Source organism: Streptomyces sp. NBC_00078 (genome assembly GCF_026343335.1).
In the GTDB taxonomy this organism is placed as follows: Bacteria; Actinomycetota; Actinomycetes; order Streptomycetales; family Streptomycetaceae; genus Streptomyces.
On the sequence record NZ_JAPELX010000003.1, the window covers coordinates 30,564 to 55,672 of the forward strand.

26 protein-coding genes are annotated in these 25,109 nt (G+C 72.0%); 11 read left to right on the top strand and 15 right to left on the bottom strand.

Annotation, left to right across the window (positions count from 1 at the left end; all coding sequences use genetic code 11):
- Window positions 1-59: 59 nt before the first annotated feature.
- From OOK07_RS42805 to OOK07_RS42830, 6 genes are read right to left on the bottom strand one after another with little or no spacing between them, the layout of a single operon-like run.
- A complete protein-coding gene (locus OOK07_RS42805; RefSeq protein WP_266802675.1) occupies window positions 60-380 on the bottom strand; it encodes a hypothetical protein in 321 nt (106 codons plus the stop codon).
- Entirely contained in the window at window positions 377-616 is a 240-nt protein-coding gene (locus OOK07_RS42810) for a hypothetical protein (RefSeq protein ID WP_266802677.1), read from the bottom strand. The genes OOK07_RS42805 and OOK07_RS42810 overlap by 4 nt, the downstream gene beginning before the upstream one ends.
- Window positions 613-1,869: a DUF2637 domain-containing protein gene (locus tag OOK07_RS42815; protein WP_266802679.1), complete on the bottom strand. Its 1,257-nt coding sequence runs from the start codon at window positions 1,867-1,869 to the stop codon at window positions 613-615. The genes OOK07_RS42810 and OOK07_RS42815 overlap by 4 nt, the downstream gene beginning before the upstream one ends.
- The gene (locus OOK07_RS42820; RefSeq protein WP_266802681.1) at window positions 1,866-2,057 is read right to left on the bottom strand and encodes a hypothetical protein; all 192 of its coding nucleotides are present in this window, start codon (window positions 2,055-2,057) and stop codon (window positions 1,866-1,868) included. Before OOK07_RS42820 ends, OOK07_RS42815 begins: the two co-directional genes overlap by 4 nt.
- On the bottom strand, window positions 2,054-2,356 hold the full coding sequence (locus OOK07_RS42825; RefSeq protein ID WP_266802683.1) for a hypothetical protein: 303 nt from the start codon (window positions 2,354-2,356) through the stop codon (window positions 2,054-2,056). The genes OOK07_RS42820 and OOK07_RS42825 overlap by 4 nt, the downstream gene beginning before the upstream one ends.
- A complete protein-coding gene (locus OOK07_RS42830) occupies window positions 2,353-2,706 on the bottom strand; it encodes a hypothetical protein (RefSeq protein ID WP_266802685.1) in 354 nt (117 codons plus the stop codon). The genes OOK07_RS42825 and OOK07_RS42830 overlap by 4 nt, the downstream gene beginning before the upstream one ends.
- A 274-nt stretch (window positions 2,707-2,980) precedes the next feature.
- Here OOK07_RS42830 and OOK07_RS42835 point away from each other — a divergent pair, with 274 nt between their 5' ends.
- The 3 genes from OOK07_RS42835 to OOK07_RS42845 all read left to right on the top strand — a co-directional run bounded on the left by OOK07_RS42835 (window position 2,981) and on the right by OOK07_RS42845 (window position 5,245).
- Window positions 2,981-3,760, top strand: coding sequence for a GntR family transcriptional regulator (locus OOK07_RS42835; RefSeq protein WP_266802687.1), 780 nt, complete (start codon window positions 2,981-2,983; stop codon window positions 3,758-3,760).
- A 24-nt stretch (window positions 3,761-3,784) separates the two neighbouring features.
- On the top strand, window positions 3,785-4,342 hold the full coding sequence (locus OOK07_RS42840) for a UTRA domain-containing protein (RefSeq protein WP_266802689.1): 558 nt from the start codon (window positions 3,785-3,787) through the stop codon (window positions 4,340-4,342).
- A gap of 234 nt (window positions 4,343-4,576) precedes the next feature.
- Window positions 4,577-5,245, top strand: a complete 669-nt coding sequence (locus OOK07_RS42845) for a hypothetical protein (protein ID WP_266802691.1) — start codon at window positions 4,577-4,579, stop codon at window positions 5,243-5,245.
- A 62-nt stretch (window positions 5,246-5,307) separates the two neighbouring features.
- Here the strand turns inward: OOK07_RS42845 and OOK07_RS42850 are convergent, their stop codons facing one another.
- From OOK07_RS42850 to OOK07_RS42870, 5 genes are read right to left on the bottom strand one after another with little or no spacing between them, the layout of a single operon-like run.
- Entirely contained in the window at window positions 5,308-5,550 is a 243-nt protein-coding gene (locus OOK07_RS42850; protein ID WP_266802693.1) for a hypothetical protein, read from the bottom strand.
- A gap of 44 nt (window positions 5,551-5,594) precedes the next feature.
- Window positions 5,595-5,870, bottom strand: a complete 276-nt coding sequence (locus OOK07_RS42855) for a type II toxin-antitoxin system RelE family toxin (protein WP_266802694.1) — start codon at window positions 5,868-5,870, stop codon at window positions 5,595-5,597.
- Window positions 5,867-6,187, bottom strand: a complete 321-nt coding sequence (locus tag OOK07_RS42860) for a hypothetical protein (protein ID WP_266802696.1) — start codon at window positions 6,185-6,187, stop codon at window positions 5,867-5,869. The genes OOK07_RS42855 and OOK07_RS42860 overlap by 4 nt, the downstream gene beginning before the upstream one ends.
- A gap of 13 nt (window positions 6,188-6,200) precedes the next feature.
- Window positions 6,201-7,058, bottom strand: a complete 858-nt coding sequence (locus OOK07_RS42865; protein WP_266802698.1) for a DUF2786 domain-containing protein — start codon at window positions 7,056-7,058, stop codon at window positions 6,201-6,203.
- Window positions 7,055-7,378 (bottom strand): hypothetical protein, encoded by a 324-nt coding sequence (locus OOK07_RS42870; RefSeq protein ID WP_266802700.1) that lies wholly within the window; start codon window positions 7,376-7,378, stop codon window positions 7,055-7,057. Before OOK07_RS42870 ends, OOK07_RS42865 begins: the two co-directional genes overlap by 4 nt.
- Window positions 7,379-7,550: 172 nt before the next feature.
- Between OOK07_RS42870 and OOK07_RS42875 the strand changes: the two genes are divergently transcribed.
- The 8 genes from OOK07_RS42875 (at window position 7,551) to OOK07_RS42910 (ending at window position 16,102) form a co-directional block, all read left to right on the top strand.
- Window positions 7,551-7,838: a helix-turn-helix domain-containing protein gene (locus OOK07_RS42875; RefSeq protein ID WP_266802702.1), complete on the top strand. Its 288-nt coding sequence runs from the start codon at window positions 7,551-7,553 to the stop codon at window positions 7,836-7,838.
- A gap of 210 nt (window positions 7,839-8,048) precedes the next feature.
- Window positions 8,049-8,990 (top strand): hypothetical protein, encoded by a 942-nt coding sequence (locus OOK07_RS42880; RefSeq protein ID WP_266802704.1) that lies wholly within the window; start codon window positions 8,049-8,051, stop codon window positions 8,988-8,990.
- Between the two features lie 14 nt (window positions 8,991-9,004).
- Window positions 9,005-9,556, top strand: coding sequence for a telomere-protecting terminal protein Tpg (gene tpg / locus OOK07_RS42885; RefSeq protein ID WP_266802706.1), 552 nt, complete (start codon window positions 9,005-9,007; stop codon window positions 9,554-9,556).
- Between the two features lie 2 nt (window positions 9,557-9,558).
- Window positions 9,559-11,256: a telomere-associated protein Tap gene (tap, locus tag OOK07_RS42890; RefSeq protein WP_266802708.1), complete on the top strand. Its 1,698-nt coding sequence runs from the start codon at window positions 9,559-9,561 to the stop codon at window positions 11,254-11,256.
- 249 nt (window positions 11,257-11,505) lie between these two features.
- Window positions 11,506-11,748, top strand: a complete 243-nt coding sequence (locus OOK07_RS42895; protein WP_266802710.1) for a hypothetical protein — start codon at window positions 11,506-11,508, stop codon at window positions 11,746-11,748.
- A 160-nt stretch (window positions 11,749-11,908) separates the two neighbouring features.
- Window positions 11,909-14,260, top strand: a complete 2,352-nt coding sequence (locus tag OOK07_RS42900) for a DUF6884 domain-containing protein (protein WP_266802712.1) — start codon at window positions 11,909-11,911, stop codon at window positions 14,258-14,260.
- A gap of 37 nt (window positions 14,261-14,297) precedes the next feature.
- Complete coding sequence (locus OOK07_RS42905) at window positions 14,298-15,011, top strand: ParA family partition ATPase (RefSeq protein WP_266802714.1); 714 nt, start codon at window positions 14,298-14,300, stop codon at window positions 15,009-15,011.
- Window positions 15,008-16,102, top strand: coding sequence for a hypothetical protein (locus tag OOK07_RS42910; protein WP_266802716.1), 1,095 nt, complete (start codon window positions 15,008-15,010; stop codon window positions 16,100-16,102). The genes OOK07_RS42905 and OOK07_RS42910 overlap by 4 nt, the downstream gene beginning before the upstream one ends.
- Before the next feature lie 139 nt (window positions 16,103-16,241).
- Here the strand turns inward: OOK07_RS42910 and OOK07_RS42915 are convergent, their stop codons facing one another.
- From OOK07_RS42915 to OOK07_RS42930, 4 genes are all read right to left on the bottom strand, one after another.
- Window positions 16,242-16,784, bottom strand: a complete 543-nt coding sequence (locus tag OOK07_RS42915) for a hypothetical protein (protein WP_266802718.1) — start codon at window positions 16,782-16,784, stop codon at window positions 16,242-16,244.
- A gap of 620 nt (window positions 16,785-17,404) precedes the next feature.
- Window positions 17,405-18,316: a hypothetical protein gene (locus OOK07_RS42920; RefSeq protein WP_266802720.1), complete on the bottom strand. Its 912-nt coding sequence runs from the start codon at window positions 18,314-18,316 to the stop codon at window positions 17,405-17,407.
- A 219-nt stretch (window positions 18,317-18,535) separates the two neighbouring features.
- Complete coding sequence (locus OOK07_RS42925) at window positions 18,536-19,636, bottom strand: TniQ family protein (RefSeq protein ID WP_266802723.1); 1,101 nt, start codon at window positions 19,634-19,636, stop codon at window positions 18,536-18,538.
- Between the two features lie 87 nt (window positions 19,637-19,723).
- Window positions 19,724-24,235 carry a DNA cytosine methyltransferase gene (locus tag OOK07_RS42930; protein WP_266802725.1) on the bottom strand — a complete coding sequence of 1,504 codons (4,512 nt, stop codon included), beginning with the start codon at window positions 24,233-24,235 and terminating at the stop codon, window positions 19,724-19,726.
- Between the last annotated feature and the right edge of the window lie 874 nt (window positions 24,236-25,109).

Sequence of the window (25,109 nt, forward strand, 5' to 3'; positions counted from 1 at the left end):
GTGAAAGAAGAGGGGCCGTCGGCCCGGCCGCGCGGGGGAAGCGGCCGGGCCCGGGGGCGTCAGTTCTGCGCCGGGGCGGCGGGGCGGTCGAGGGAGTCGAGGCCGAGGTGAAGACGGGCGCGGGCGGTGGCGGCGGCGGCGTCCACGGCGGTGCCGTGCTGGAGCGAGTCGCGCGCCTCGGCGGCGGCCTCCCACGCCTTCGCCCCGTGCTCGCCCGCCGGGGCGTGCAAGGCGAGTTCGAGGTAGAGGAGGCCGAGCTCGGCGGCGGTCTTGGCGATCCGGTGGTCCCCGGCGCCGGCGCGGGCGTCGGCGGTCTCGGCGAGCTCGCGGGCGATCTGGTGGAAGGCGTTGCCGCCGTCGGCGTTGCGGTCGGTGGTCACTTCTTGCCGCCTTCCTTCTTCTCGGTCTTGCGGGCCTTGGTGACGGCCCGCACGGCCGCCGCCTTGGCGGCGGCGCGGATGAGGATGGGGCCGAAGAGGACCAGGGCGAAGAGGACGGCGCCGATGATGGCGGCCTCGGTCCACCCGTTCTCGGGGGCGAGGGTGATCGTCGAGTAGATGCCGACGGGGGCGGCGAGGATCAGGCGCCGGGGCGGCTGGAACGAGGCGGCGCTCACTTGGACTTCCTCTCGGCCTTGACCGCGTCGCGCAGCCGGATCAGGTAGGCGTTCGTCCCGCCGCCGACGGCCGCGCGGACGTTTCCGACGGAGAGTTTCGAGACGTCCCGGAGGGCGTCGGCGAGGTCCCGAACCTTGTCGAGATCGGCCTCGGCGAGGGGCTTGTCCGGGGTCTTGGACGAGGTGCGGCCGGAAGCCTGCTTCCTTTTACGCCCAAGGGCTGTAGCGGTCCCACGGCCCCCACCAGGGCCGCCGATCGGGCCGTCTCCGGGGCCCCCGTCGGGGCCGCCGCCGGGGCCGTCCTGGGGGCCGTCGTCGGGCCCGGTTCCGGGGGCGAACACGTCGGCGAGGAACAGCTCGACGGCGACGGATTCGGGGGTCATCTCCGCACTGGCGACGGCAGCGGCGAGGGCCTTGTCCGCAGTCACTCGGGCGGCGAGGACGTCGGCCGTGATGCCCAGGTGCGCCCGGTGCACGTCGTGCCACGCGGACCGCCACGCGGTCTCGGTGTCGACGGAGCCGTACGGCGCGGCGGCGAGAATCGCGGTGTAGCGCTTGTAGACCTTGGGGAACTTGCGGCGGCGCTTGCGGTCGTGGCGGCGGCGCCTGCGGTCCTCGGTGCGCTGCGCCTTGGTGCGGCCCGCCTTGGTCTTGTGGCGGCCCCAGCCGCGGACCTCCCAGAAGAAGACGCCGGCGTACGACGCGGCGGCGAGGACCCAGGCGAGCCACCCGCCGGACGGACCCGGGGCGTGCACGTAGTTGATCGCTGCGGCGAAGGACGCGCACGCCCACATCACGGCGCGGAACCGGCCGGTGGGGCGGCCCTCGCGCTTGGCGCGCTCACCGGCCACGGTGGCGACCCAGGCGCCCGCCTCCAGCATCACGGCGAGGCACAGGGAGATCACGCCGGGGAGGTTCTCGCCGTTCAGCGCCTTGAGCTGGAAGTACAGGGCGGGGATGATCCCGCAGAACATCACCAGGAGCGCCCCGCCCGTGTCGCCCTCGCCGCGCAGCTTGGCGTACAGGGCGGCGCGGGCCGCCTTGCGCTCGGCGCTGCGGCGGGCCTTCTCGCGGTCGGCCTCACGGCGGGCGCGGCGGTTGCGCTCCTCGCGCTCGGCCTCGTCCTGGCGGCGGAGCTCGGCGGCGGCGAGGGCGTCTTTCCGCTTCTGTTCGGCGGCGGCGAGGGCGTCGGCGCGGTCCTGCTCGCGGTCGGCGACGCGGTCCTGTCGGCGCTCGTTGTAGTAGTCGTTCACTGGGGGGTCTCCTTGCTGGGGGAGGCGAGGGAGTCGAGGGCGGCGCGGTCAGCGCGGCGGCGGTTTTCGGCGGCCCAGAGTTCGGCGCACCGGGCGTCCCGGTGGGCGGTGGTCCGGTCGGTGAGGCCGTGGCGGGCGAGGGTCTCGGTGGAGACGTCGCGGACCAGGGCGCACACGGCGGCCGTCACGGCGCCGGGGTCGGGGCCGGGATCTTGGGCGAGGCCGGGGCCGGGGCCGGGGTGCCGGCGCGAAAGTCGGCGGCCAACCGGACGGCGAGGCGGAGGAGTACGGCACCCCCGGCGAGGTAGGCCGCGGACTTGGCCACGGTCACCACGGCGGCGAGGAGGGTCACCACGACGGGGGCGGCGAAGTGAGCCGCGAGGCCGAGGAGGAGGACCAGGGCCAGGAGGGCGGCGGGGTGGAGCCGGTCGGCGAGGCCGAGGGAGGCGCGCAGCGCGCGGCCGGTGGCGCGGCGGGTGATCGTCACGCGGCCCACCGCCCGAGGCCCTCGTCGAGCTCGTCGTACTCGTACCCGTCGGCGGTGTCGGCGCGCTCCAACTCGTCGGCGAGGACGAGGAGACGGCCGTACGAGCGGGGGACGTCCACGAACCCGGTGTCGATCATGTCCACCAGGGCGGCGACCCGGGCGTACTCCTCGCCGAACGCGGCGAGGAGGGCCTCGGTCTGCTCGGCCTCGGTGAGGTCGGCGGGGATCTCGTACTCGAACCCGAGGACGAGGTCGAGGTCGAGGCCGATCACGGTGGACACGTCCATGCGGGTGTCCGGGGAGATCGGAAGTCGCGTTTCCGGTGCGATCTGGGGCAGGGTGTTGCTCACGCGGATCACTCCTCTGAGTCAGTCAGGGCCGGTCCGCCGAGCGGTCCCGGGAGCGTGGTCTAGACGCCCCGGGGCCGCGCCCTTTTGGGCGTGGCGGTCCGTAGCAATGCAGGCCCGAAGGCCGTTACTGCCTGTGCCGAGCGGCACGCCTTGAGTGAATCATCGAATGGATTCCATTGCAAGAGTCTTGGATTCCATTACTAGCGATTCGGATTCCATCTATGCTGTGATGGCAGTCAAAGCCGTGCGAATGGGTTCCAGATAGGGTGACCACATGACAGAGGACGAGCCGCGCCGAGCGACTTTCAGACTGGTTGCCGACGAGGTGCGCGAACGGATCAGGACCGGGGCGTACGCCCCGGGCTCCAAGCTGCCGACGGAGGACGAACTCGCGGTCGAGCTCGACACCAACCGGGGAACGACGGCGCAGGCCCTACGCCTCCTTGCGGGACAAGGGCTGATCAGCAAGGGCCGCAAGGGGGCGTACGTCCACCGGATCGTGTCCAAGATCGTCAGGGACTCGACGTCACGGTACGTACGGGCCCGCCGCGAGGAGGGGCAGGCGCGGGGAGCGTTCGAGGCCGAGATCCGCGGACTCGGCATGACCCCGACATCCGTCACCGGAACCGAACATGTCCAGCCGCCGGCATGGGTGGCCGACGCCCTCGGGGTGGACGCACACACCGTGTCGGTGCTCGCCCGGCGCCGCCGGATGCTGGCCGATGACGTACCCGTCCAGCTCGCGACCTCATACCTCCCGCTGGAGATCGCCGAGGGAACGCAGCTCGAAGAGATCGACACCGGGCCGGGCGGGTCGAAATCCAGACTGGCCGAGCTCGGCCACCCACAGGCCACGATCACGGAAGAGATCGAGGTCCGGAACCCCACGGCCGAGGAGGTCGCCGCCCTCGACATGACGGAAGATCAGCGCGTTATCGAGATCATCCACACCGGCCGCACCGAGGACGGGCGGGCGGTCGAGGTGACCCGTCACGTTCTGCCCTCGCACCTGTGGCGCCTGTCCTACTCCTGGCCGCTCGGCCCCACGCACTGACCACCCAAGAAGGGAACCGACCCCATGGCACAGAACACGATCGGCACCGCCGGAATCATCCGGGACGCCCGCAGCCGCTACCGCACCGCGCAGCGCGAGGAGGGCGGGGCACACGGCGCGTTCGAGGGTGAGACCCGCCGCAGCGGGGGCGAGCCTCGCGCCGAGGTGACCGTGAGCCGGGCCGAGGCCCCGGCCGACGTCGCCGAGCTGCTCGCCGTCGAGGGCGCCGCCGTCCTCCGGGCCCGCCGTATGTTCGTCGGCGAGGACCTGGTCCAGCTCGTCAACACATGGATTCCGGTGGACGTCGCCGAGGCGGCCGGGGTCGAGTCGGTCGACACGGGCGCCGGCGGGATCATCTCGCGCATGGCCGAGGCGGGTTTCTCGCAGGGTTCCGAGGCCGTCGAGGACGTCGACCAGCGACCCGCGACGGCGGACCAGGCCGCCGCGCTCGGCGTCGAGGAGGGCGAGCTCCTCCTCACCGTGACCCACGTCGGCCGCACGGCCGAGGGCCGGGCCGTCGAGGTCACCCGGCACACTCTCGGGCGCGGCTGGACACTGCGCTACGCCGTACCGCTGGACTGATCACCGAACCGCCCGCAGAACAGAGCGCCCGGCCCCGGAAGGGGTCGGGCGCTCTTGCGTTCCCGGGCTCCGCCTCGCCCTCCGAACGGGTGGATTTCCCCTCGCGTACGCGGGCGCAGCCTGACGGCATGAGTCCAACTAGTCACGTTTCACGGGTACTTGACGGTTTAGTGATGATCTGTCACGTTTCCATTCGCCCAACCCTGGGCCCACCGAGAGAGAGGTCGATCACCCATGACGCGACGCACCGAGTACGACGAGAGGCAGGCCGCCGGACGGCTCCGCGTGCCCATCACGGCGTTCCGCTGGGCCGTTCATGCGGGCATCGTGCCCCGGGCGGAGGAGCCCGGTTGGACATGGCCCCGGGCGGCCGTCGAGGCGATGGACCCGGACGCCATCACGGCCGGACTGCCCGGCGATCCACTGTCCGGCCGGCAGGCCGCGGACCGGATCGCCGAGGCCCTCGGCACGCCGAACGCTCCCGGTGAGCCCCCGGCCGTGACGGCGTTTGTCGTGCGCCGGTTCATCGCGGCCGGGATGCTCACCGAGCTGTCCGCCAACCCCGACGGCTCCCTCGTCCACCCGTCCCAGGTGGCCGAGGTCTGCGCCCGTCCGGATCTCGCCGAGCTCGTCGCGGCGGACTCGCCGCTCGGCCCGGACCAGGCCGCCGCCCGCCTCGGTGTCCGCCGTACGGACTGGGATCACATGGTTCGCCTGGGATGGATCGCACCGGCCGAGTGGCGGGAAATCCGGTTCGGAACGAGCCGGGCCGGGGCGGTCGACGTCCCTCTCTACCGGTCCGCCGACGTGGGAGCACTGCCCGACGCTCACCCCGAGGTCGATTGGCCGACCCTGCGAACCGTGGGGAAGGGACGGCGCTCCCCGCTCGTCGCCTTGAAGTAGTCCCCCGGGCATGGCAGAGGCCCCGCGCTCCGGAGCGCGGGGCCTCTGCCATGCAACGAGCGTCAGGACCGGATGCGGCCCGCATCGCGCAGGTGCGGAAGGTGTTCCTTCACCGTGCGGGTGGAGAGCGCCGCACCGGCGGCGGTCTCCAGCTCGGCGACGGTGCGGTACTGCTGGCCGGAATCCGGGTTCAGCTCAAAGCCGGGTTCGAGCCGTACGCCGTCCTTGCGGCCCATGCTCGCGAGCTCACGGAGGAGGTCGAGGGCTGCGGGCGGGATCTGCTGGCCGTCGGGGTTCGTCGACATGGGGAACTCTCCTGTGGGCGAGGGGTGTTGGCCTCGGTCGGACATCAGGGGCCCGAGACGATGACGACGACGAGCACCTCTCGTCGGGCCTCGTCGATCCGGTAGAGAACGCTCGTCCAGGCGAGCCGCTCCCCTACGGCGAGTAGCGCGGTGTACAGGCCGCCGACACGGTCCGGGTAGAGCTCGCCGAGGTGGTGCGGGCGCTCGGCGAGCTTCTTCTCGAACGCCAGGATCGCGGCCCGTTCCTCGACGGTGGCCGAGGCGAGGGCGGCCCGGCCGGTGTCGCTGTAGACGACGGACCAGGAGGCGCCGGCGCTCACCGGTCGGACTCCTGGGGGCCCGCGCCGAGGATCTGGTCCGAGGTCCACCGGGGCGCTTGCGGGTCGGCGCTCGCGGCGACGGCCGCGAGGATGCGCGGCGTGGTGCGCATGACGAGGCGGTGCCGCCACACCCGGACGAGCGTTGCGTACTCCTCGGGGTCGTCGAGGTCGAGCTCGCCGAGGGCCGCCTCGAACTCCTCGCGGTCCGAGGGGTGCGCGGCGGCGAGGGCGGCCCGCAGTTGAGTAAGCGTCCGCGGTCCCCCGTGCGGGTGCGTGTGGAACGGGTCGAGGGGTTCCTCGGCGGGTGCTGCGCTCATGGGTTCGGTCCTCTCAGCTCTCGGCCTTGGTGAGGGTGAGGCGGTGGCGGGACTCCAGCTCGGCGGCGGCCTGGCGGGGAATGACGAGGATGCCGTCGAGGAGCTCGCGGGCCTTGGCGTACGCGGCGTGACGCTCGTGTTCGCCGCCGGCGCCGTCGAGGGCGCGCTCCAGGAGGGCGCGGGCCTTGCTGATGGTGGCGCGCTCCTGCTTGGGCAGGTGGCGGACGCCGGTCTTGCGGGCGTGCTCGTCGGCCGCCCGCCATGCGGTTTTCAGGATGCTGACGGCTTCCCGGTAGGCGGCGAGATCCTCGCCGCGCCGGGCGTCCTCGGCCGCGTCCATGGCGTGATGGAACCGGGCGGTGGTCGGGACTGTGACGTCGTCGAGGGCGGGGCGGTCGAGGAACGCCAGGACGTCGGCGGCGTACCGGCCGTATGCCTCGCGAACCTCGTCGTGGTCGGCCTCAATGGCGCGGCGGCGGTCGAGGGTGGCGGCGACTCGCTCGCGTTGCGCGGCCTTTCGGCGCCGCCGGCGGCTGACGATGGGCGCGGCCACAGCGGCGATACCGACCGAGACGGCGCACCCCACGACGGCGAACAGCAGCCACAGCGGGAACCCGAAACCGTCGTCATCGCTCTTGTGGTCGGCGGGCTTTTTGGTGGCCGAGTCGATCTCGTCGGCATGGCCGAGGAAGAAGTCGGGCCCCAGGTAGACCGCCGCCGCCCACGCGCATCCGAACACCAGGAACGTGACCGCGCGCCCCCACTCGGCGCGCATCCACGCCTTGAAAATGCCGGCGGCGATCACCAGGAGGACGACGTTCCCCAGGAGGACGACGCCCCACTGAGCCATATCGGACACGCGCTCGGTCATGCCGCCGCCGCGCCCCCGCGCCTGCCCGCGGGACGGCGCTTCGCTGTGCCCTTGGCGGCGGCCTTGGCCTTGTCGGCGTCGCGCTTCTTGGCGGCCTTGGCGAGCCACCCGGGGTGTGCGCGCTCGACGAGCTCCCGGAGGTACTGCGCCGTGATGTTGGCCTCGCGGGCGACGTTGGTTACGTGGCCGTAAGCGGTGGAGGTCACCGCGGCCTCGACGGCGGCCTCAAGGAGCTTGGCCTTACTCTCCTCAGCCTGCTTGGCGTCCCGCTCGGCCTGTTCGCGGAGGTCTGCGAGCGTCGGTGTGGTTGGTGTACTCATGGGGCCGAGGATGACACGTACACAAGTCATCTGCAAGCAAGACTTGTAGTTCACCTGCGACCGTGGAAGAGTGTGCGGTGATCGCTCGCCGCTGTCGCAGTGGTGGGCCTGTCGTTATGAGTCCAGCTCACAAACGGTGAGGAAAAGTCATATGGGCAAGTTCGCCAGCGCCATGAGTTCTAGCGAGTCCACGCTCCGTGTGACGGTCGCCGCCCTGATGCGGGCCTGCGGGGAGAACCAGACTGCTTTGGCTAGGGGTCTGCGGATCACTCAGGGACAGCTCAGCCGGAAGCAGACCGGCCGCGCCGCGTACAGCCTCGGGGACGTCGACTCGCTCGCGAGGCACTACGGCATCCCGGTTCCCGACCTCCTCGCCGGTCCGACGCACGCCGTGCGGAAGCTCCCGCACGTCAGGTTGGCGGACGTCGTCGGCGGCTCGCAGGAGGTTTTTACGGTCTAACGCCCTGATCACGGGCGGTGTCGGCGCGATTACCCCCGCCGCATAGCCTGATCTCCGCTACAGCTCCAAACGTGCGAAAGCCCCACCGGGGTTATCGGGAGTTAGCCGCTCCCGCCGATGAGGCTCGCGCGTGACCCTGCTCTAGGTCTGTTGTGAGTGTACCCACGGCCCCCGTGGTGAGACACCGCAGCGGCCGGAAAGGCCGAAAGAGTGGCACCCCACCGCGATATCAGCCCGGATGACTGCCCCAACTGCCACAAGGTGTTTGCGGCGCTGGAAGATCACCGGATCGCCGCACCTGAGAATTGGCTCACGACCGAGGAACTCGGGAAGGTCGTCGGTCTCAAGAAGAGGGCGACTCAAGATCACCTCGCGCACCTCTTCGCTCACTCCCGTATCGACGCGGACCGCCGTACGCCCCTCATGGGCGGGATCGGTCAGCCGCTCCTCCCCGGGGCCCAGGAGTGGGCCGCGAACGTCGTCACCCCGGACCCGACGTGTGCGCGCTGCCTCGTCGCGCTCGCCGGTATCGGGTGGGAGGGACAGATCAAGATGGAGGATCTCGCCAAGGCGGCGGGCGTCTCCCTGCGGACCGCCGAGCGTCACCGGCCCCACCTCGTGAACGCGGACCTTGTCGCGTTCGTCCCGGTGCCGGTGCAGACGCACGACGGGAAGAACTACGGCCGCCGGCCGGACCGCTTCACGCTGATGAGCACCATCCCCGCGCCGCGCCTTGAGGGTGCCGCGTGGGAGGCGGCGCCCGCACGGGCCGAGGCCATCCTCGACCGCGTCCGTTGGTTCGTGAACGTCGAGCCCGAGGAGCGTGTCCTCGCGGTCCGTTCCGTGGCCTGGTGCCTGCGGAACGGGTGGCCCGAGGAGCCCCTCCTCAAGGCGCTGGACTCGTCGCTCAACCGGCGGGCCTACCGTCCGGGTGGCTACCTGTCCAAGCTCCTGCGGAAGCTCCCGACGGAGTACATCGTCCCGGCCCGCGAGATGTACACCGGCCGCTCGGCGCCGCGCGTTGTCGACTGCCCCGTCTGCCGGACCGCCTTCCGTACGACGCTGCCCGGTACCCCCCTGTGCGGCGGCGGGTTCTGCCACGAAGCCGGTAGGGGTTCCGCCCCCGCCGCCCCTGTCTTCAAGATCGCCTGAAAGGAGCCGTCACCATGGGAAAGATCCTCGACGCCATCAAGTCGCGGTTCCAGACGCGCGACATTCCTAAGACCACATCGGGCCGCTTCAACGCCCTGATGAGGAAGGAAAAGGGCAACACGCAACGGGTGGCCGAGCGCCTCGGCGTCTCGCGCCGCACGGTTCAGCGGTACATCAAGGGCGAGCGGAAGATCGACAACAACCCGGAAGCCGTCGCCCGCCTCGAAAAGGAGGTGTCCAAGGATCATCAGCCCAAGGTTCGCGCCAAGGCCCAGAAGGAGGCCAAGCAGCGCGGCTTGACGGTGGAGACGCGCGCCCGGTTCGGGTTCAACGCCGCCGGCGGGAGCACGGACGACGCCCGGTTGAGGCGGCTCACCGAGGATGTGCCCGACCACCTCGTTGACGGAATTTTCGAGGCCCTGCGCAACGGCGACGAGGCCGAGGCACAACGGCTGATCGCCGAGGGTCTCGCGGAGGAGTATTTCCGCACCCCGGGCACCGACGCCGAGAGCCTCGACGTCGAGTTCACGGACGTTGATTACATCGAGCTGGATTGGCGGAACTGACCATGAGCGAGACCTCTTACACCGCCCCGCTCGCCGTGCTCGACACGGCCGAGGGCCGCCTCGTCGCCTACCTCCCCAACGTCCAGAGCTGCGCCGTACCGGCGGAAGTCACCGACCTGTCGTCGGCCGCCGAGTGGGCCCTCGCGTCGGGGTTCGGCGCCGCCGCCCTCTCGCAGTACGGCGAGGACGTCGGCCCGCTCCTGGTCCTCACCGAGTCCGCGGTCGAGGCCCTCGGCCTCCCGACCGAGATGGACGACCGTAAGCGGCTGCGCGTGCCGGACGATCACCCCGCCGTCAAGGAGCTGGACGAGGCCGGGTGGACCCTGTCACGGGCGGGCCTCGGGCCGTGGACGTTCCTTTTCAAGGGCCGCACCGAGGTTCACGTCGCCGTCATCCCCTGGGGCGCGTTCGACGAACAGATGCGGTGGGCCGTCCCCACGGACGACCCGGGGGCACTCGCCTACACCCTGGGCCTGTACGCCGAGCGGGTCGTGAGCCCCGTCGGCTCGACCGCCGGTTGCAGTCTCGCCCTGATGACCGCCGTACGGCCGCCGTCCCGCGTCCAGTTCGACCGGGGCACCGGCCGGATGCGCCGCACCCCGGTTCCCGGCTCCCTGTCCGTGGCGATCGACCCGGCGCCGCCCGAGGCCCCGGACGAGCACCCGCTCGCCGCCGAGCGGACGCGCGAGGAGAGCAAGGACCCCGGACACGTCCTCGTCGAGGAGGCCCTCGCGTGGTACCGCGAGCCCACCGAGGCCGAGGCCGCCGCCCCCCACGTCGTCGGCCTCGACGTGAACGTTGCGTTCCTCGCGGCTGCAAGTCGCTTGACGGTGGGCCTCGGTGAGGCCGTCTACACCGACGGCCCGGCTTTCGACAAGAAGATCCCGGGCGCGTGGCTCGTCGACTTCTCCGCCGCCACGCTGCGCACCAAGGATCTGACCACGAAGCAGTGGCGCGAGCTCCCCGCCGAGTTCCCCTCTCCGTTCACCCCGGACGGGAAGCGGCCGACGGGCCCGGCCTGGTACGCGACGCCGACCCTGGCGTACGCGGTCGAGCTCGGGATCGAGGTCCGGCCGCTCGCGGCGTGGCTGCGGCCCGACGCCGGCGGATACCTCGACCTGTGGCACAACCGGTTGAGGGATGCCTACATGGACACCCTCGCTGATCTCGGGATCACGGACGGCATGGACGAGGACGCTTTCCTCGCGGGCATGGCGACGGTGAAGGAGCGCGACCCCGAGGCCGTCGCTCTCCTGTCTGCGATCAAGCAGACCGCAAAGGGCGGCATCGGCAAGATGCGCGAGCGGCCCCAGGGCAAGCGCCCCGGCAAGCACGCGCCGTGGTCCGCGCTCAAGCGGCCGACGTGGCGGCCGGACATTCGGGCGGCGGTGATCAGCGCGGCCCGCGTCGGCGCCCACCGGAAGATGGTCAAGACGTGGAACCGGTCCGGCCTCGTCCCGCTCGCCGTCCTGTCCGACTGCGTGGTGTACCCGTCGGCGTACCCGACCGCGCGCGCCGTGGTCCCGCGCAAGGATGACGGAACGCCACTTCCGGGCGGGTGGCGCCTCGGCCCGAATCCGGGCTACGTGAAAGAGGAGGGCGTCCGTTCGATGGACTGGTACCGGGAGATGACCGCCAAGAAGGCGAACCCGGCCCGGTTCATCAAGGAGGGTCGGGACGCCGCCCGCGAGGGCGAATAGGTCCCTGCGCATCGTCATCTGAGTGTCGACAGAGAGGGAAGATCATGAAGGAAGAGGCCGCAGTCGAGAGCGCTCGGGGAGTCTGGCCAGAGGCGGAGGGATTCGAGTCCGCTCCCGGTGGTTGGACGTTCCGCGTTGGAGGCGGGTACGCGTGGATCACGGACGCCGGCCGCGTGGCGGTCGACCCCGAAGGGCTCCGGAGCCACGCGCGTAACCGCATCACGGCCAACTGACCAGGGAGCACCACCGATGACGACGACCCTTCCCCTCATCCGTACCGCCGCCGAGTTCGAGGAGCTGCGCCAGGCCGTGACAACGGTCGAGATCCCGGCGGGGTTTGACCGCTGGCACCCCTCGGAGCTGACGCAATGGCTCGACGGCGTGGCGGAGGACGAGGACGTTTCCGAAGCTGATTCCCTCCGCGCTCAGGTGGCCGTCTTCTACGCCCTGGGGATCGAGCCCGAGGACGTGCAGAGCAACACCGCTCCCTAACCTGCGGGCAGACAGACGGAGGGGCCCCGGCAGACGCCGGGGCCCCTCCGTCTGTCTGCGGCTCGAATCGTGAGCACAACTCACAGTTAAACTTGTAGTTGACTTGCGTCTGTGGGAGGGTGGTCGGACGCCACCACCCCGCAGACAGGAGCCGCGTCGAATGCGCACCGAGTACGTCACCCGCACCCGGATCGCCGTAGATGGTCGAGGCGACGCCGAGGCCCGCCTCGACTTCCCCCGGGCCTCCGGGAAGGGCAAGGCCCGCGCTCGCGCCGTCCGGCGCCTCGCCGTGATTTACAAGATCGACGCCCGTCACCCGTGGCGGACCATGCACTACAACCCCGCCTCTCCGGACGCCCCGGCGCCGACGCCCGACGAGCTGACCCTCGAACTCAGCGGAACCCCCGAGCGGGTCGCCCGGTACCTGTCCGCCGTCCCGCGCTACCTCGCCGCCGTCGAGGCCCTCGCCACCAGGGCGGTGCGCGTCTACGGACAGTGGGCCCGCAGCGTGGCCGCAGAGGAGGCGCTCGAATACGTCGATGCCGGCGGCCGTCGCGCCTACGCTGCCCAGTTCCGCGCCGCAGCGTTCACGGCCGGGGCCGACTATCTCGGGATCGCTTCCCTTCCGCCCCGAGACCTCGACCCGTCCCGTCCCATGTGGGACCAGGCCGCCCGCATCGTGTGGGACCTCGTCAAGGTCGGGACGCCGGTCAACCTGTACGCCATGCACGACGAGGCCGAGGCCGAGGAGCTCCTCGCCAGTGCGGACCGCGCCCCGGCACCGACCCCGGCCGACGTCGCGTTCGAGCGCGAGCTCGCCGAGCTGCGCACCGCGCAGGCCCGCCGGTCCGTGGCTCTGTTCGCCGCGCTCGACGGCGAGGAACTCCCGAGCGTGGCCGACCTCCCCGCCGTCGAGGAGGCCCCGGCCGAGGACGTCGTCGAGGGCCAGGAGGACGAGGAGCTCCCCGCGGTTCCGCTCACCCGCGTACAGCGGCGTTGGCTGCACACCGCCGCCGCGCACCCCGAGGGCCACCTCCCCGAGGAGGTCAACCTCCGCACGGTGCGCGCGCTCGGCCTCGCCGGGTATGCCGAGTGGTCATCGTCCCGCCCCTATGCCGGGCGCCTCTCCGAGGCCGTGTGGAAGCCGCGCGGCGGCGAGGTTCGGATCACCGCAGCGGGACGGCAGCGTGCCGAGCGCGAGGAGCGCGAGCTCGTCGTAGTCGTGGCGTGCGGGGGTCGGAAGGCGGTGTATTCCGACGGGCTCCGCAAGGGTGAGCCGGTGATCGGCGCGCGGGCCGGTGAGCTCTACGTGGGGAGCTACCACCGGGCAGCACGCCGGGCGGCCGACGTCCTCACCCGGGACGGCCGCGCCGGACGAGTGGTGATCCTGTCGGCGAGGTACGGCCTCGTCGAGCTGGACGAGCACCTCTTGAACTACAACCTTCGGGCCGGTGACCCGGGCACGGTCGACGGCGAGACGCTCCGCCGGCAGGCGCACGCACTCGGGATCTCGGGGGCGGCCGTGACGGTCCTCGGCGGCCGGGCGTACACCAAGCTCGCCCGCGAGGTCTGGGAGGACGTCGTCGAGCCGCTCGCCGGGACTCGGGGGATCGGTGAACAGCTCGGCCGTCTCGCCGATATCTACGCACCCGACCGCCACCGGGTCGCCGTCGAGGCCGAGCTCGTCGAGGACCAGGCCGAGGAGCTCGGCCTCGCCGAGGAGCCTCTCGCCCGTCCCGCCGCCGGGCGGGCGGCCGAGGTCCGGGTCGAGACTGCACCCGCCGCCCTCGTCCGCGTACGGCACCCTCGCGCGTTGTCGGGGTACCTGTCGCGCCGCCTGTCGCGCGGGGCCCTGTCGCGGCCTGTGAGCTGCGCAGACTCCCCCTTTCCCCCCTCTGTGGTCCGGACGCGACAGAGGGGCGGACAAGGCGACGCCCTCCCGACCTGTCACCCGTACCGGTGGACCGCCGCGCGCCCCGAGGACAGGCTCTCGGTGATGCGGGACGGTGAACGAATGCGCCCCATGATCGCCGCCGCCTCCGTCGCCCTGGTCCTCCTGTCGACCGGATGCGTGTCCGTCGCTCCCCAGGGGCCGACTCCTCGCCTTTCTCCCGCCGCCGCTCCTCGGCCCGCCCCTTCCTCGGAGTCCGTCACCCAGGCCCCGGCCCGCGAGGAGCTCGTCCGGGTGGGGTCGGCCCCGAGCTCTCCGCCGGCGCGACCCAAGAGGACGGCGGCCACCCCGCCCGAGGAGTCAGCGGCGGCGCCCCATTCGCCGGGGCGCCCGGCCGTCGCGCCTGTCGTGCCGCGCCGTGCGTACCGGCCCGAGCCTCCTCGGCGCGTCCGACCGGCGGCGCCCCCTCGTCGCGAGGTCCGCCCTCCGGTGCGCCGTCCGGCCCCGGTGCGCCGTCCGTCGACCGGCGGGTACGGCATGGCCGACGTCTGCCGGTCCGCGCAAGGAGTGGCCGACCCGTCCCTCGTAGCTCTGTGCGGAAGCGCCTACGGCGGTAAATGAGCGCTGCGGGTGGCCTCGCGGCGGATAGCCTTCCGCCATGCCAACACCTACGCACAAGCTCCCCACCGAGGGGGCACGAGTCGTGTTCATCGGCAAGGGCGGGTCGACCAAGACTCACACCCTCGCGCACGTCCTCGGCCACTGGTCCCGCATGGGTATCCCCGTGGCGGCCGTCGACTCCGACGAGCCGGGGGAGGACGAGGACGGCTCACTCGTCACCTGGAACCAGATGACGAACGGCCGGATGGTACCGACCAAGCACGCGGACGACGAGAGCCCCCTCACGGTCAAGGCGCAGTACAGCGCCCTGCGTCTGCCCGGCACGATCATTGAGGAGACGCCCGCGGAGGGCATCCTCGGCATTGACACCGGGTCGTGGGCCAACCGGCCGGGCGGGACGCATCACTCGGCGCTCGCTATGGCGTCTCTGGCCGTCCTGTGTCTCCAGCCGCACGAGGGCGAGCTCCACCGGTCCGCGTCGGTCTGGGCCGCCCTCAAGCACCTTGAGGACACCGGATCACGTCGCCCCGAGCTCGTCGTCCTGTTCACCCGCGTACACCACAACGCGAAGTCGAGCGGGGAGGTGCGGGGGACGATGGAGCGGAGCGGGATCACGGTCCTGGACAACGCCGTGCCGAACCAGATGGGTGAGGACGGGTACTCGCGGGCGTTCGGCAAGCCGCTGGAGCTCGTCGAGGACGACCCCATGCACAAGATCGCCGTCGAGATCCTGGGGCGGGTGTCCCTGTGAGCCAACCGAACGCCATGGACGCGATGTTCGGCAACGCCCTTGCCACCCGGGGCAAGGGCGCGGGGACGGGCACGGGCGCCCCCACGGCGGTTCCCGCGACGTTCACCGAGCCGGGCATCCCGGCACAGCCGGCAGAGGCCGAGGCCGCACCCCCCGTCATAGAAACACCGGTCCCGACCGAACCCGCCACCGAACCCGCCAAGGAGGACGCCAAGGAGGACGCCAAGGAGGCCGACGCCGAGGGTTCCGCCACCGAACCCGCCAAGGGGGCCGAGGTCGCGGTCCCGCCAATTGGCGGGAAAGCGTTCGATAAGAAATCGAACAAGGGGAAGGAGCGCGGCCCGCTCAACTCGGCCGAGCTCCTGCGCCTGAATCAGGCCGAGAGCCAGATCCGCGCGTTCGGCAAGGCCGCCGCCGACGCGGGCGAGGCGTTCGACATGATCAAGGAGGACGGGCTCCACCATCACTACGGGCTCACCTGGGCCGAGTACACGTCCACCCATTGGGGACTCTCCGCCTCGCAGGCCGACCGGCTCATTGCCGCCGCGCCCGTCATGCGCGAGCTCTCCATCGCGAACGAGGGCACCGCCCGCGAGTTCGTCCCCGTCTACCGCGAGTGGGGGGCGGCCTCGGCCCGTGCCATCTGGTCCGGCGCCAAGGAAGGGTCCGACGGCAAGCCAACGGCCAAGATCGCCAACATTGCCGTCAAGGGTGTTCTAGAGAGCACCCAGGGCGCCAAGAAGGCACCGGCCGCCGACAAGCTGTCGAGCCTGGCAAAGAAGGCGGTCACCCGGGCCGTCAAGGAGGCGGCGGCGGCAAAGACACTCAAGACGCAGCAAGCCGCCGCCAAGCCCGCGGCCGAGGCCGTCACCCAGGACGCCGAGGACGTCGTCGAGGCCGAGCTCGTCGACGAGGAGGCGCCGGCGGGGAACGGGGCGCCGTGGCGGATGGGCGAGGCCGCCGTCCGGCACTTCTCGGATTTCTTCGTGGCGCAGGCAGCGAAGACCGGGCAGGAGCCTCACGAGGTCATGCTCGCCACGCTCGGCCGACTCCAGAAGGAAGCGGAAGCGGCCGAGGCCGCCGGGGAGTAGCTCCTCACCGAACCCGCCACACAACGCCGACGGCCCCGGAGGAATCCGGGGCCGTCGGCGTGTGGCGGGTTCGGTCACGTCGTGCACCCCCTCGACCGAACCCGCCACCGGCCGCACGTCGGGAAGGTGCGCCGCGGATTCAGTCGCGCGGCACCGGGCGGCCGATGTCGACGAGGAGGCCGTCGGGTAGTCCGTCCCGCATCCATTGTTCGGCGGTGGTGGAGATGAGGCCCTCGGCCCCGTACAGCAGAGGTCCACCTCTCTCGCTCATGATGCGTTGTGCGGCGTCCGCCCGGACGGGTAGGCCGAGGTATGCCCGCCCCGGCCGGGGCCACGTGAGATCCAGCGCCGCCCCCTCCGGTCCTGCGCACCACGCGTGCGACTCCTCGCGTGCCCACTCGTCCAACGCCACCCCTTCGACGTACGCGAGGGCGCCGTCCGAACCCCAGGCCCAGGACACGGCCTCAATGAAGCACTTCCCGAGTTCGCCCGGAGGGTTGCCGCCGCCGGGCCACGGGGTCGGGGTGAACAGGCGCCCGTGTGCGAGGAGCAAGGCGCCGAGGGTGCCGTACGCCCACCCTTCCCGCTCTCGGGCCGTCATGCGCACGGAGGCGAGGAGCCACTCCTCCTCGGCCGCGAGCTCGGCCTCGGCGGTGCTCGCCGGACGGGCGGTGTCGGTCATGGGGGTGTCCTCCTGGGATCGCTGCGACGAGGAGAGTCTCCCCCGCACCGTGCACCCCGGGGAAGGCCGAACCCGCCACGGTGCGCACTACCGCCGGCCGCGCGACGGGGCCGAGGGGGAGAAACCGCAGGTCGACCGAACCCGCCATCCCGTGCACCCCCCTGGGACCGAACCCGCCAAACCGTGCACCCCCTCGCCAACTGCGGGTATGAGCAACACTCACAAAATGTGACCTGGGGACATAAGGAAGCCGCGCCCGGCCTCGTCGAGGTCGGGCGCGGCTGTCGTGGCCTACTCGTCGTAGAAATCAGGCAGCACGTCCGATAGGAACGGCTCGCCGTGGTAGCACTCGCAGCACGACCGACACGAGCGGCACAGTCGTGCCCGGCCGCCGCCGGGCACACTCCAAATGCTCTCCCCCTTGCAGTCCCGGCAATCAGGGTGCCCCGTCGTGCCCGGGGGAAGGTGGTCCGCCGTGGACTCCCTCGGGGCGCTCGCTCGCCGCGCCTCGGGCACCTCGACTACGGACGGACTCCTCGCCTCGTCATCGCATCCGCAGATTGCGCCCTCGTCGTACATCAGGACGTCGCATTCCTCGTCGTGGTCGAGGGGACCGCGCCTCACCATGCGGAGGGCGGCGCGTTGTCGAGGTCGAAAGCCGGGGACCAGTCGGCGGCCGTGGGTTGCCGGTCGAGGTCGGTTGCCGGGATGCCGGGTGGCGTACTCGGTTCCTCCTCGGCGGGGCCGTCGTAGTCCTCGGGCGGGTCGTAGTCCTCGGGGACGTCGTCGAGGTGGTCGAGCTCCTCCTCCTGGCCCTCCTCGGCGAGCGGTCCCTCGTCGTCCTGGTCCTCGTCGCCGTAGAGGTCATCCTCGGGGGTCGGGTACTCGTCGGGGTCGAGCTCGCCCTCGTCCTGGTCCTCGTCGAAGCCGGGGAAGTTCGGATGCCTGACGCCGTCGTACACCACGGTCGTGATCCCGCCGGCATCCCTGGGGCGCTGCTCGCCCCAGGGGATCGCGGGGAGCTCGACACCCCCCTCGGCCCGCTCGCCGCACTCCGCGCATTCGTAGGTGTCCCACCACTCCGCCAGACCCCAGAGCGATCCCGGGTGGCGGTCGACGTGGACAAGGCGGCCTGTGCACTGTTGGTCGACGCCGTACGCCGCCCCCTCGCCCTCTCCCACGGGGCAGCGCTTCCCGTGGTGGCATCCGGTCCCCGAGCACCGGCACGGCCGGGCGGGGTCGACCTCGGGCCGCCACACGGCCTCGGCGTGAGCTCGCCGCCCGGGGGTGGCATCGGCGGGGAGTGCGCGGACGCCGAGCTCCTCGGCGGTGATGCCGGGCGCGGCCTTGAGCTCGGCCGCGGTGGGCTGGAGCACGTACGCCACGGCGGACGGTTGGGGCGCCGGCGGTTCGGTGGCGGCCGGTCCGGCTGCGGTCTCGGCCCTCACGCGCTTGAGTGCGTCCTGATACCCGAGGCCCTCGGCGAGCTGGAGCTCGCGCGCGGCTTTCTGTTCGGCGTTGCGCTTGGGCATACGACACCTTCCCGACCCGGGCCTCGGTCCCCACGCCACCCGCCCGGGGTACGGAACGGATCGCAGCTTGTTGACTCACGACCGGAATCCCGGGGGACCTTCGTACCGTCGGTGCCTCGGCGGCGTGGGCGCGCGGGCGGCGGTAGGGGCGGCGGTGTCTGCCCTCGGGAGCACGGTATCGGACCGCGTCCGAGGGTGAGCACGGAACGGGGCGGCGGCCTACTTCCGAGGCGCCCCGGTGCACCCCGGGTAGGGCACCCATCGGCAGCTCGGGGCGCGTCCGTCGCACTGCGGGCAGACGGCCGAGGTCTCGGTGAGCGGAAGGCCGTAGACCCACATGAGGCAGGACGGCGCCCGCAGGAGACCCGACTCGGTGGGGCGTTGGTGAAGGTCCGGAAGCCGGTTCCATCGGCGATCCGCGGTGGTGCGTCCTACCGGCTTGCTCGCCGGTTCGGTTCGGTGTTGCTCCAGCCAGTAGGTAAGCGGCGCCCGCTCGCGTCGGGAGATGACACCGGTCGGGGCGAGTTGACGTCCCAGGCCCTCGACCCACTCCTCGGCCGAGGCGCCCGGCCGCCGGCGCTTCTCCTCCCATGCCCACATGGCCTCGGCCAGAGTGACCGCCTCGGGGTACACCACGACCGGGGCGGCCCGCCGGCGGTGTCGGGTGAGGCGGAGGGTGTCCTCGCGCTCGCGCCAGACCTTGGCGCCGACCTGTCCGGAGACCCACCACCACAGCGCGACTTGGTGAGCGTCGGCGAGGAGGGCGTCACCGGTCGGCCCCAACCGGTGCGCCAAGGCCCGGTGCCGTTTGAGTGCGCGGCCGAGCTCGGGGAGCGGCCCGGTGTCGACGAGGTACCCGCCGTCATCGCCTGCCATCCACCGGCGCCCGCACCCGCACGGCCGCCACCGGTGCCCGTGCGCCACCAGCCACGCCCCGGGCTCCATGCACAGGGGGCAGGCAGGCAAGGGGGCCGCGCCGGGTTCCTGCGGCCAAGGAGTGATGCGTCCCGCCTCGGTCTCGGCGATCCGGTCGGGCGTCAGACCGGGGAGGGCGCGGGCGAGTTGGTCGGCGTCGCGGTCCACCAGGAGCACCAGGCGCGCGAGCGCCTCGGCGGGGAGGTCGACCTCCTCGCGCCCCGGAGAGAGGCCGTCGTCGGGGAGTTCGTACCCGTCGCCGAGCTCGTCGAGGAGCGCCGGGAGCGGTACGCCGTTGGCCGTGGCCGTGCGCGCGAGGAACGATCCGGTGGTCTCGCCGTGGATGAGCGGGACACGGATCGGGAGATCGTCCACGGTGAGGTGGGCGGGTGTCGGGTCGGTCATGTCGGCACCGTGCCACACCCCGGGTGCGCGGCGTGCGACGAGTCCCGAAGTGACCGAGGGGGGTTGTCTCGTCTTGATGTGCTCCTGTCAAGTTTCCCGGAAGACGCCCACGGACGGACCGGGGCCACCCCCGGGCCGAGGAGGGGGTCCTCGGCTCCCGGCCCCCGGCGCCGTGGGCTGTCGCGTGCCCTGTCGCGTGGGTTGTCGCGTGGCGCCCTGTCGCGTGCTGTGACCTGCGCGAACACCCCCGAACCCCCCTGCGTCCGCGCGACGCGACAGGGGGCAGGGGACAGGAGCCCCCGCAGCCGGCGCCGGGCCCCCGGCCGCCCCCGGGAGCGGCACCCGGGCCGAGGCGGCGGACGGCATCAAGGCGGCGGCCGGTGCCTCGGCGGCGGCCGGGACGGCGGGGCGCGGTCGAGGCACGATGGCGACGAGCGGCGCCTCCGGGCGGAGGGTGCGGCGGTACAGGGCATCCGCGTACGCCCGTGCCCGGAGCTCCCACTCCTCGACGTCGAGGGCGCGGCCGATGATGGCGGCGGCCACCATGGGGCACACGGCGTCGGCCGCCTGCTGCGCCCGGTTGCGGATACCGGCACCGCGGCCCACGTGCTTCCACGGGTAGTCACCCGGGAACCCGACGAGTCGGCCGATGGTGGCCTGTGTGACCTTCTCGCCGCTCTCGTCGTCCTTCCATCCGTAGGCCGTGGCCGTGACGCAGGTCGACGGGCGGTCGGCGCTGAACGCGTTCCCACCCTTCGGCCGTCCGGTCTTGGGGTCGATGCCGCGCTGTCCCCGGGTGTTGACCGACCGGCCGCGCTCCCACCCGGCGCACTCGGCGAACGTCGTCACGGGGAACGCCTCGGTGGGGTGCACGCTCACGAACGGCGAGCGGGTGCGGTGCGCGGTGAGGAAACGGCGCTTCCGGTGGGAGGCCGCGCCGTAGCGGACCGCGTCGAGGGTCTCGGCCTCGACGGTGCCCCAACCCGCCTGTACGAACTCGTTGATCAAGCCGCGCTCGATCTCGGAGGGGAGGGCGCTGGACTGCTCGACGGCGACCCACTCGACCGAACCGCCCCGGGCGAGCATCGCCAGGGGCCAGACGACGACCTCGGCCATGAGACCGGCGCGCGGGTCGTCCAGCTCGGCGAGGGGCGCGCGGACGTCCTCCCACGACTCCCCGGAGCGGGGCGCGTTGCCCGCGTCCCTGCCCTCGGCGTCCACCAGGGCGAGGAATCCGGCCGCCGCCCCCACGCCACGGACCACCGAGACGATGAGCTCGATTGCCGACGCGTACCGGCCCATGCGGAGACCGGCCGGGCTGAATGCCTGGCACGGCGGCGAAAGGATGATGCCGGTCACCCACTGGAGCGCCGGGCACTCCGGGTCGAGGTCCGTCACGCTCGCCCGGATCATCTCGAACCCTGCGGCCTCGGCCGTGGCCACCGCCCCGCCGTCGAGGTCCACGCCGACCATGTCCACGTTGGCACCCAGAACGTCACGGATGCCGACCGACCAACCACCGGGACCGTGGAACAGGTTGATCACGCGCGGCGCGTCCTTCTCCGGGGGCCACAGCCACCGCACCGGCCACGGTCCCGCGTACCACCGGAGGAGCGCGAGCGTGTCGGCGTCGAGAGCGGCGAGACGCTCCGGGGTCATCGGCCCCGCCTCGTCGAGCCGACCGAGCGTGAGGGCCGCGCGCTCCCCCTTTGCCGCACGGGCGTACTCGCCTGCCCGCTCCTCGTCCTCCTCCTCGACGGCCCACGCGCACATGGCGACCCGCTCGACCGCCTCGAACGCCCACCCCTCGGCCGCCTCGTCGAGGGGGTGCTCCTCGGCGTACGCAACGAGGAGATCGGCCGCCGCCTGGCACTCGGCGAGCGCCGGGTGACCGGCCGCCGCGTCCAGGGGGGCGACGTCCTCGGCCTCCTCGGTGGGACCGGCCGCCGGCGGGACCGTGGCCGGGGTCTCGACGCCGGGCACGGCGCCGCCGTCGGTCTCCCACGCGTCGGCCGCGCCGGGGTCGCTGATCACGTCAGGGGCGCACCGCTTTGACGCGTACGCATCAAGTTCCCGGGAAAAACCCCCTACCCCAGCGGGGGCATGTCGCGTTGTTGTCGTGTCCTCGTCAAGTTCCTGGGGAAGCGCCGGTCCCTTTGCCGACGGCTCGTCGTCCTGCCCCGGGTTGGTGATGGTCCGGCCGTCCCGCGTCCTCGAAAGGACCTGGTCGTACCGGCCCTTGACGTCGTCGATCGTGTGCGCGTTCCGGAGCGTCAGCGTCTTCGCGTTCGCGCGGACCACCACGTACGAGGCCGTATAGATCTTGCGGACCTCGACGACGTCCCCCCGCTGGAAGTCGGCGCGCTCCCACGGGCGCGACCGGCCGTGCGCGGTCTCGGCGAGCTCGGCCTCCTGCTGCGCCTTCCGCGCGGCACGCTCCGCGCGCTCCGCCTCGGCCGTCGCCTCGATGGCCTTACGCGTCGCAGCGTCCCCCCGCGCACGGTCCCGCAGTGCGCCCCGCGCGGAGTGATGCCCCATCAAGATCGGCTGACCGCCAGCAAACCGGCCGTAGTGCACCCCCGCCGCAGCGTCGAGACCCTCGGCCCGTCGCCGCGCCTCCGCCGCCTTTTCCTCCGCCGCCTCGGCGCGTCCCCGTGCCCGTCGCACCGCCGCCGCCGCCGCGGCCTCCTCGGCCGCGCGCTCCTCGTTCCGCCGCGCGGCGTCGCTCTCCGCCTCGGCCATGCACCCGAAACCGGACGCGATGATCCGGCGCCCCCGGGACGCGTCGACCACGTACCAACGCTGATCATGTCCCGCACTGCTGATCTCGGCGAGCGCCACGAACGGGCGCCCGTTCTTCTCGGCGAGCGCGCACCGCGCGTTCTGTACCGCGCGCCGCGCGTTCCCCTCTCCGATCCGGCGAGCCTGGGGGGACGGGTAACCGGTCTGATTCCTCGCGCGCTCCTCGGCGCGCGCGAGCTCCTCCTCGGCCATGCGGAGCGACGCGAGCCGCTCCGCCTCCGCCTCCGCCTCACGCTTCGCGTGCTCCTCCCACGCGAACAGCTCGGCCACGCGCCGCGCGTGAGCCTCGCACCCGTCCGCAAGGATTCGGGCGCGGTTCGCGCAGTCCCGGGAACGCTGCGGGTCCGTGATGGGGGAACCGTCGTACCAGTCGCACCGCGCCGCATAGTCGACGTCGTGCGCGACGCGCGACCGGCGGTCGAGGAGTCGCAGCAACGCGCGCGCCTCCGTCCCCTCCGCCGGCGGGAGGAGCTCGACCGGCCGCGCTGCGTAGATGTTCCACGTGTGCAACATCAGGTCGCGCGTGATCTCGTACGCCTCGGCCGCCCGTCCGGAGTGCTCCGCCGCCGCCTCCGCCGCCTCGGCGCACTCCGCCGCACGCTGCGCCGCTTCACGCTCGGCCGGACGCTCGGCCGAACGCTGCGCCTCCGTGCGCTCCTCGGCCGCCGCCACGCGGGACCGACGCTCGGCCGCCTCCGTGGCAGTCTCCGCCGCCTCCGTCACAGCCTCCGCCACGACGTCCGACACGCCCCAGTGAGCACGCGCCAACGCCACCTGTCGCCGGTCCGCCGCCCCGAGACTGAACAGTGCGTCCGCCTCGGCGTCCGCCTCCGTTTCCGCAGCGTCCGCCCACTCCTCCGCCTGAACGGCCGCAGCCTCCGCAGCGTCCGCCGCCGCCTCGGCGTGCCGGACGGCGGCGGACATGTCGCGAGCGTGACCACAGATGATGTCGCACGCCGTTTCGGCGTCGAACCGACCGGCGGGGGTGGAGCGCTCAAAGGTCCCGTATTCGATCATCACCTCGGCGCGCGCATGATCGGCGGTCTCAAGGGCCGTACCGGCGCCGGTACGGGTCTCGCCGTCCGCGGTCTCCCACTCGTCCGCCGAGGCCGCACGCGCACGCTCGGCGTGGTCCGCCGCCTCCTCGGCCGCCTCGGCAGCGGGCAGGCTCTCGGCGTCGAAACGGGCCGTCAGGAACTCGCCGAACGCTGCGCGGTACTCCGCCGTCCCGGGAGTGTGCGACCACATCAGGGCGTCCGCCTCGGCCACCCGCACGTGTGCGCGCTCACTCTCCGCCGCCTCCGCAGCGTTCGCACGCTCCTGCGCAGCCTCGGCACGCTCCCACGCCTTACCGGCACGCTCGGCCGCAGCAACGACCCGCTTGTGACCCTTGGCCACACGGTCGTGGGCACGCGTCGCCTTGATGCGGAACGCCTCGGCCGCCTCCGCCTCCGCGCGCTCCTCGGCGTCCGCCACCGGGTCCGGGACAACCTCGACCGCCGGAACCTCGACCGGCGCCTCGGCGCGGGGCGCCCCGCTCGCGTCCGACTGGTAGAACGCGACGGTTGCGCGGTAACCGTGCGTGTTCTTCCCCCACTTGCCACCGACCCAGGTGTACCGACCCGTACGGGAGTCGGAAGGGGTGGCGATAACCAGCGTCCACGCGTCCCCGTCCCGCTCGACCATGGCGCCCCATCCACGGGCGGTGGCGGTAGCGGCGAGCGCTCCCAGGTTCCGGGGCGCACCGTTCGCGAGAGCCTCGGCAACGGGCATCGGGAGTGCGTTCGTGCTGGTCAAGGTGGGTTTCCTTCCGGTCGGTCCGCCGTGCTCGGCGCGGCGTGTTTCGTTGTGGTCCCCACCCTAGACGAGTCGTAGGTGAACTACAAGTTCAACTGTGAGTTGTGTTGCATGTCGAGCGACCGGCGCACCGACCCCGCCACGGGTGCACCGGCCCGACGGCGCACCCTGCCCCCGCGCCCCTCGAACACCTCCCGCCACTCCGACGGGTCACCCTGCGCCACGCGGCCGTTAAGGGGCCTGCGCGCCTCTCTCCCGGCCTTTCGGTACCCTGTCCGACCGGGAGTGCCGGACGGGGCGCCGAGGCCGCTACGGGGCGCACAGGGCTTTTCTCCTGGTGGCGGTAGCTGTGGACAACGTTGGGGAAAAGGGGTGCACTAGATGACGGTTTCGGTGTCTACGATCGGCAACTCCCCTGAAAACGGGGCCGAGTTGCCGATCCCGCCATGCCGTGCACTGCAAGCGGTAAGGGGTGAAACTTTGGTGCCGATCCTTACTCGAACAGCTACTTGGAAACCGTTGCCAGTAAGGAGGGGGCGGAAGTGATCGTTTCCGCTGGTCGGGCCCGAAACCGCCAATCCGTGCACCTCCCCCCCTCTGTTCGATTTCCGCACTGTGGAAAAACCGTGCACAGATTGGCGGTTTCGGTGATCACTTCAGGTGGGTATCAGGGCTTGAGTGTGGTCGAAAATGGCGTCTGACCTGCGGAAACGATCAAAATCGGTGGGGTGCACCGATTGGCGGGTTCCACCTAGTTCCCACACTCAACAGAGAGCCGACATCGTGACCCGCGAAGCGGGTCACTCTCGGCCGCGAAGCGGCCGGCGGTGATCGGCGAAGCCGATCACCGGTTGTAGCGGCTTCGCCGCTACAA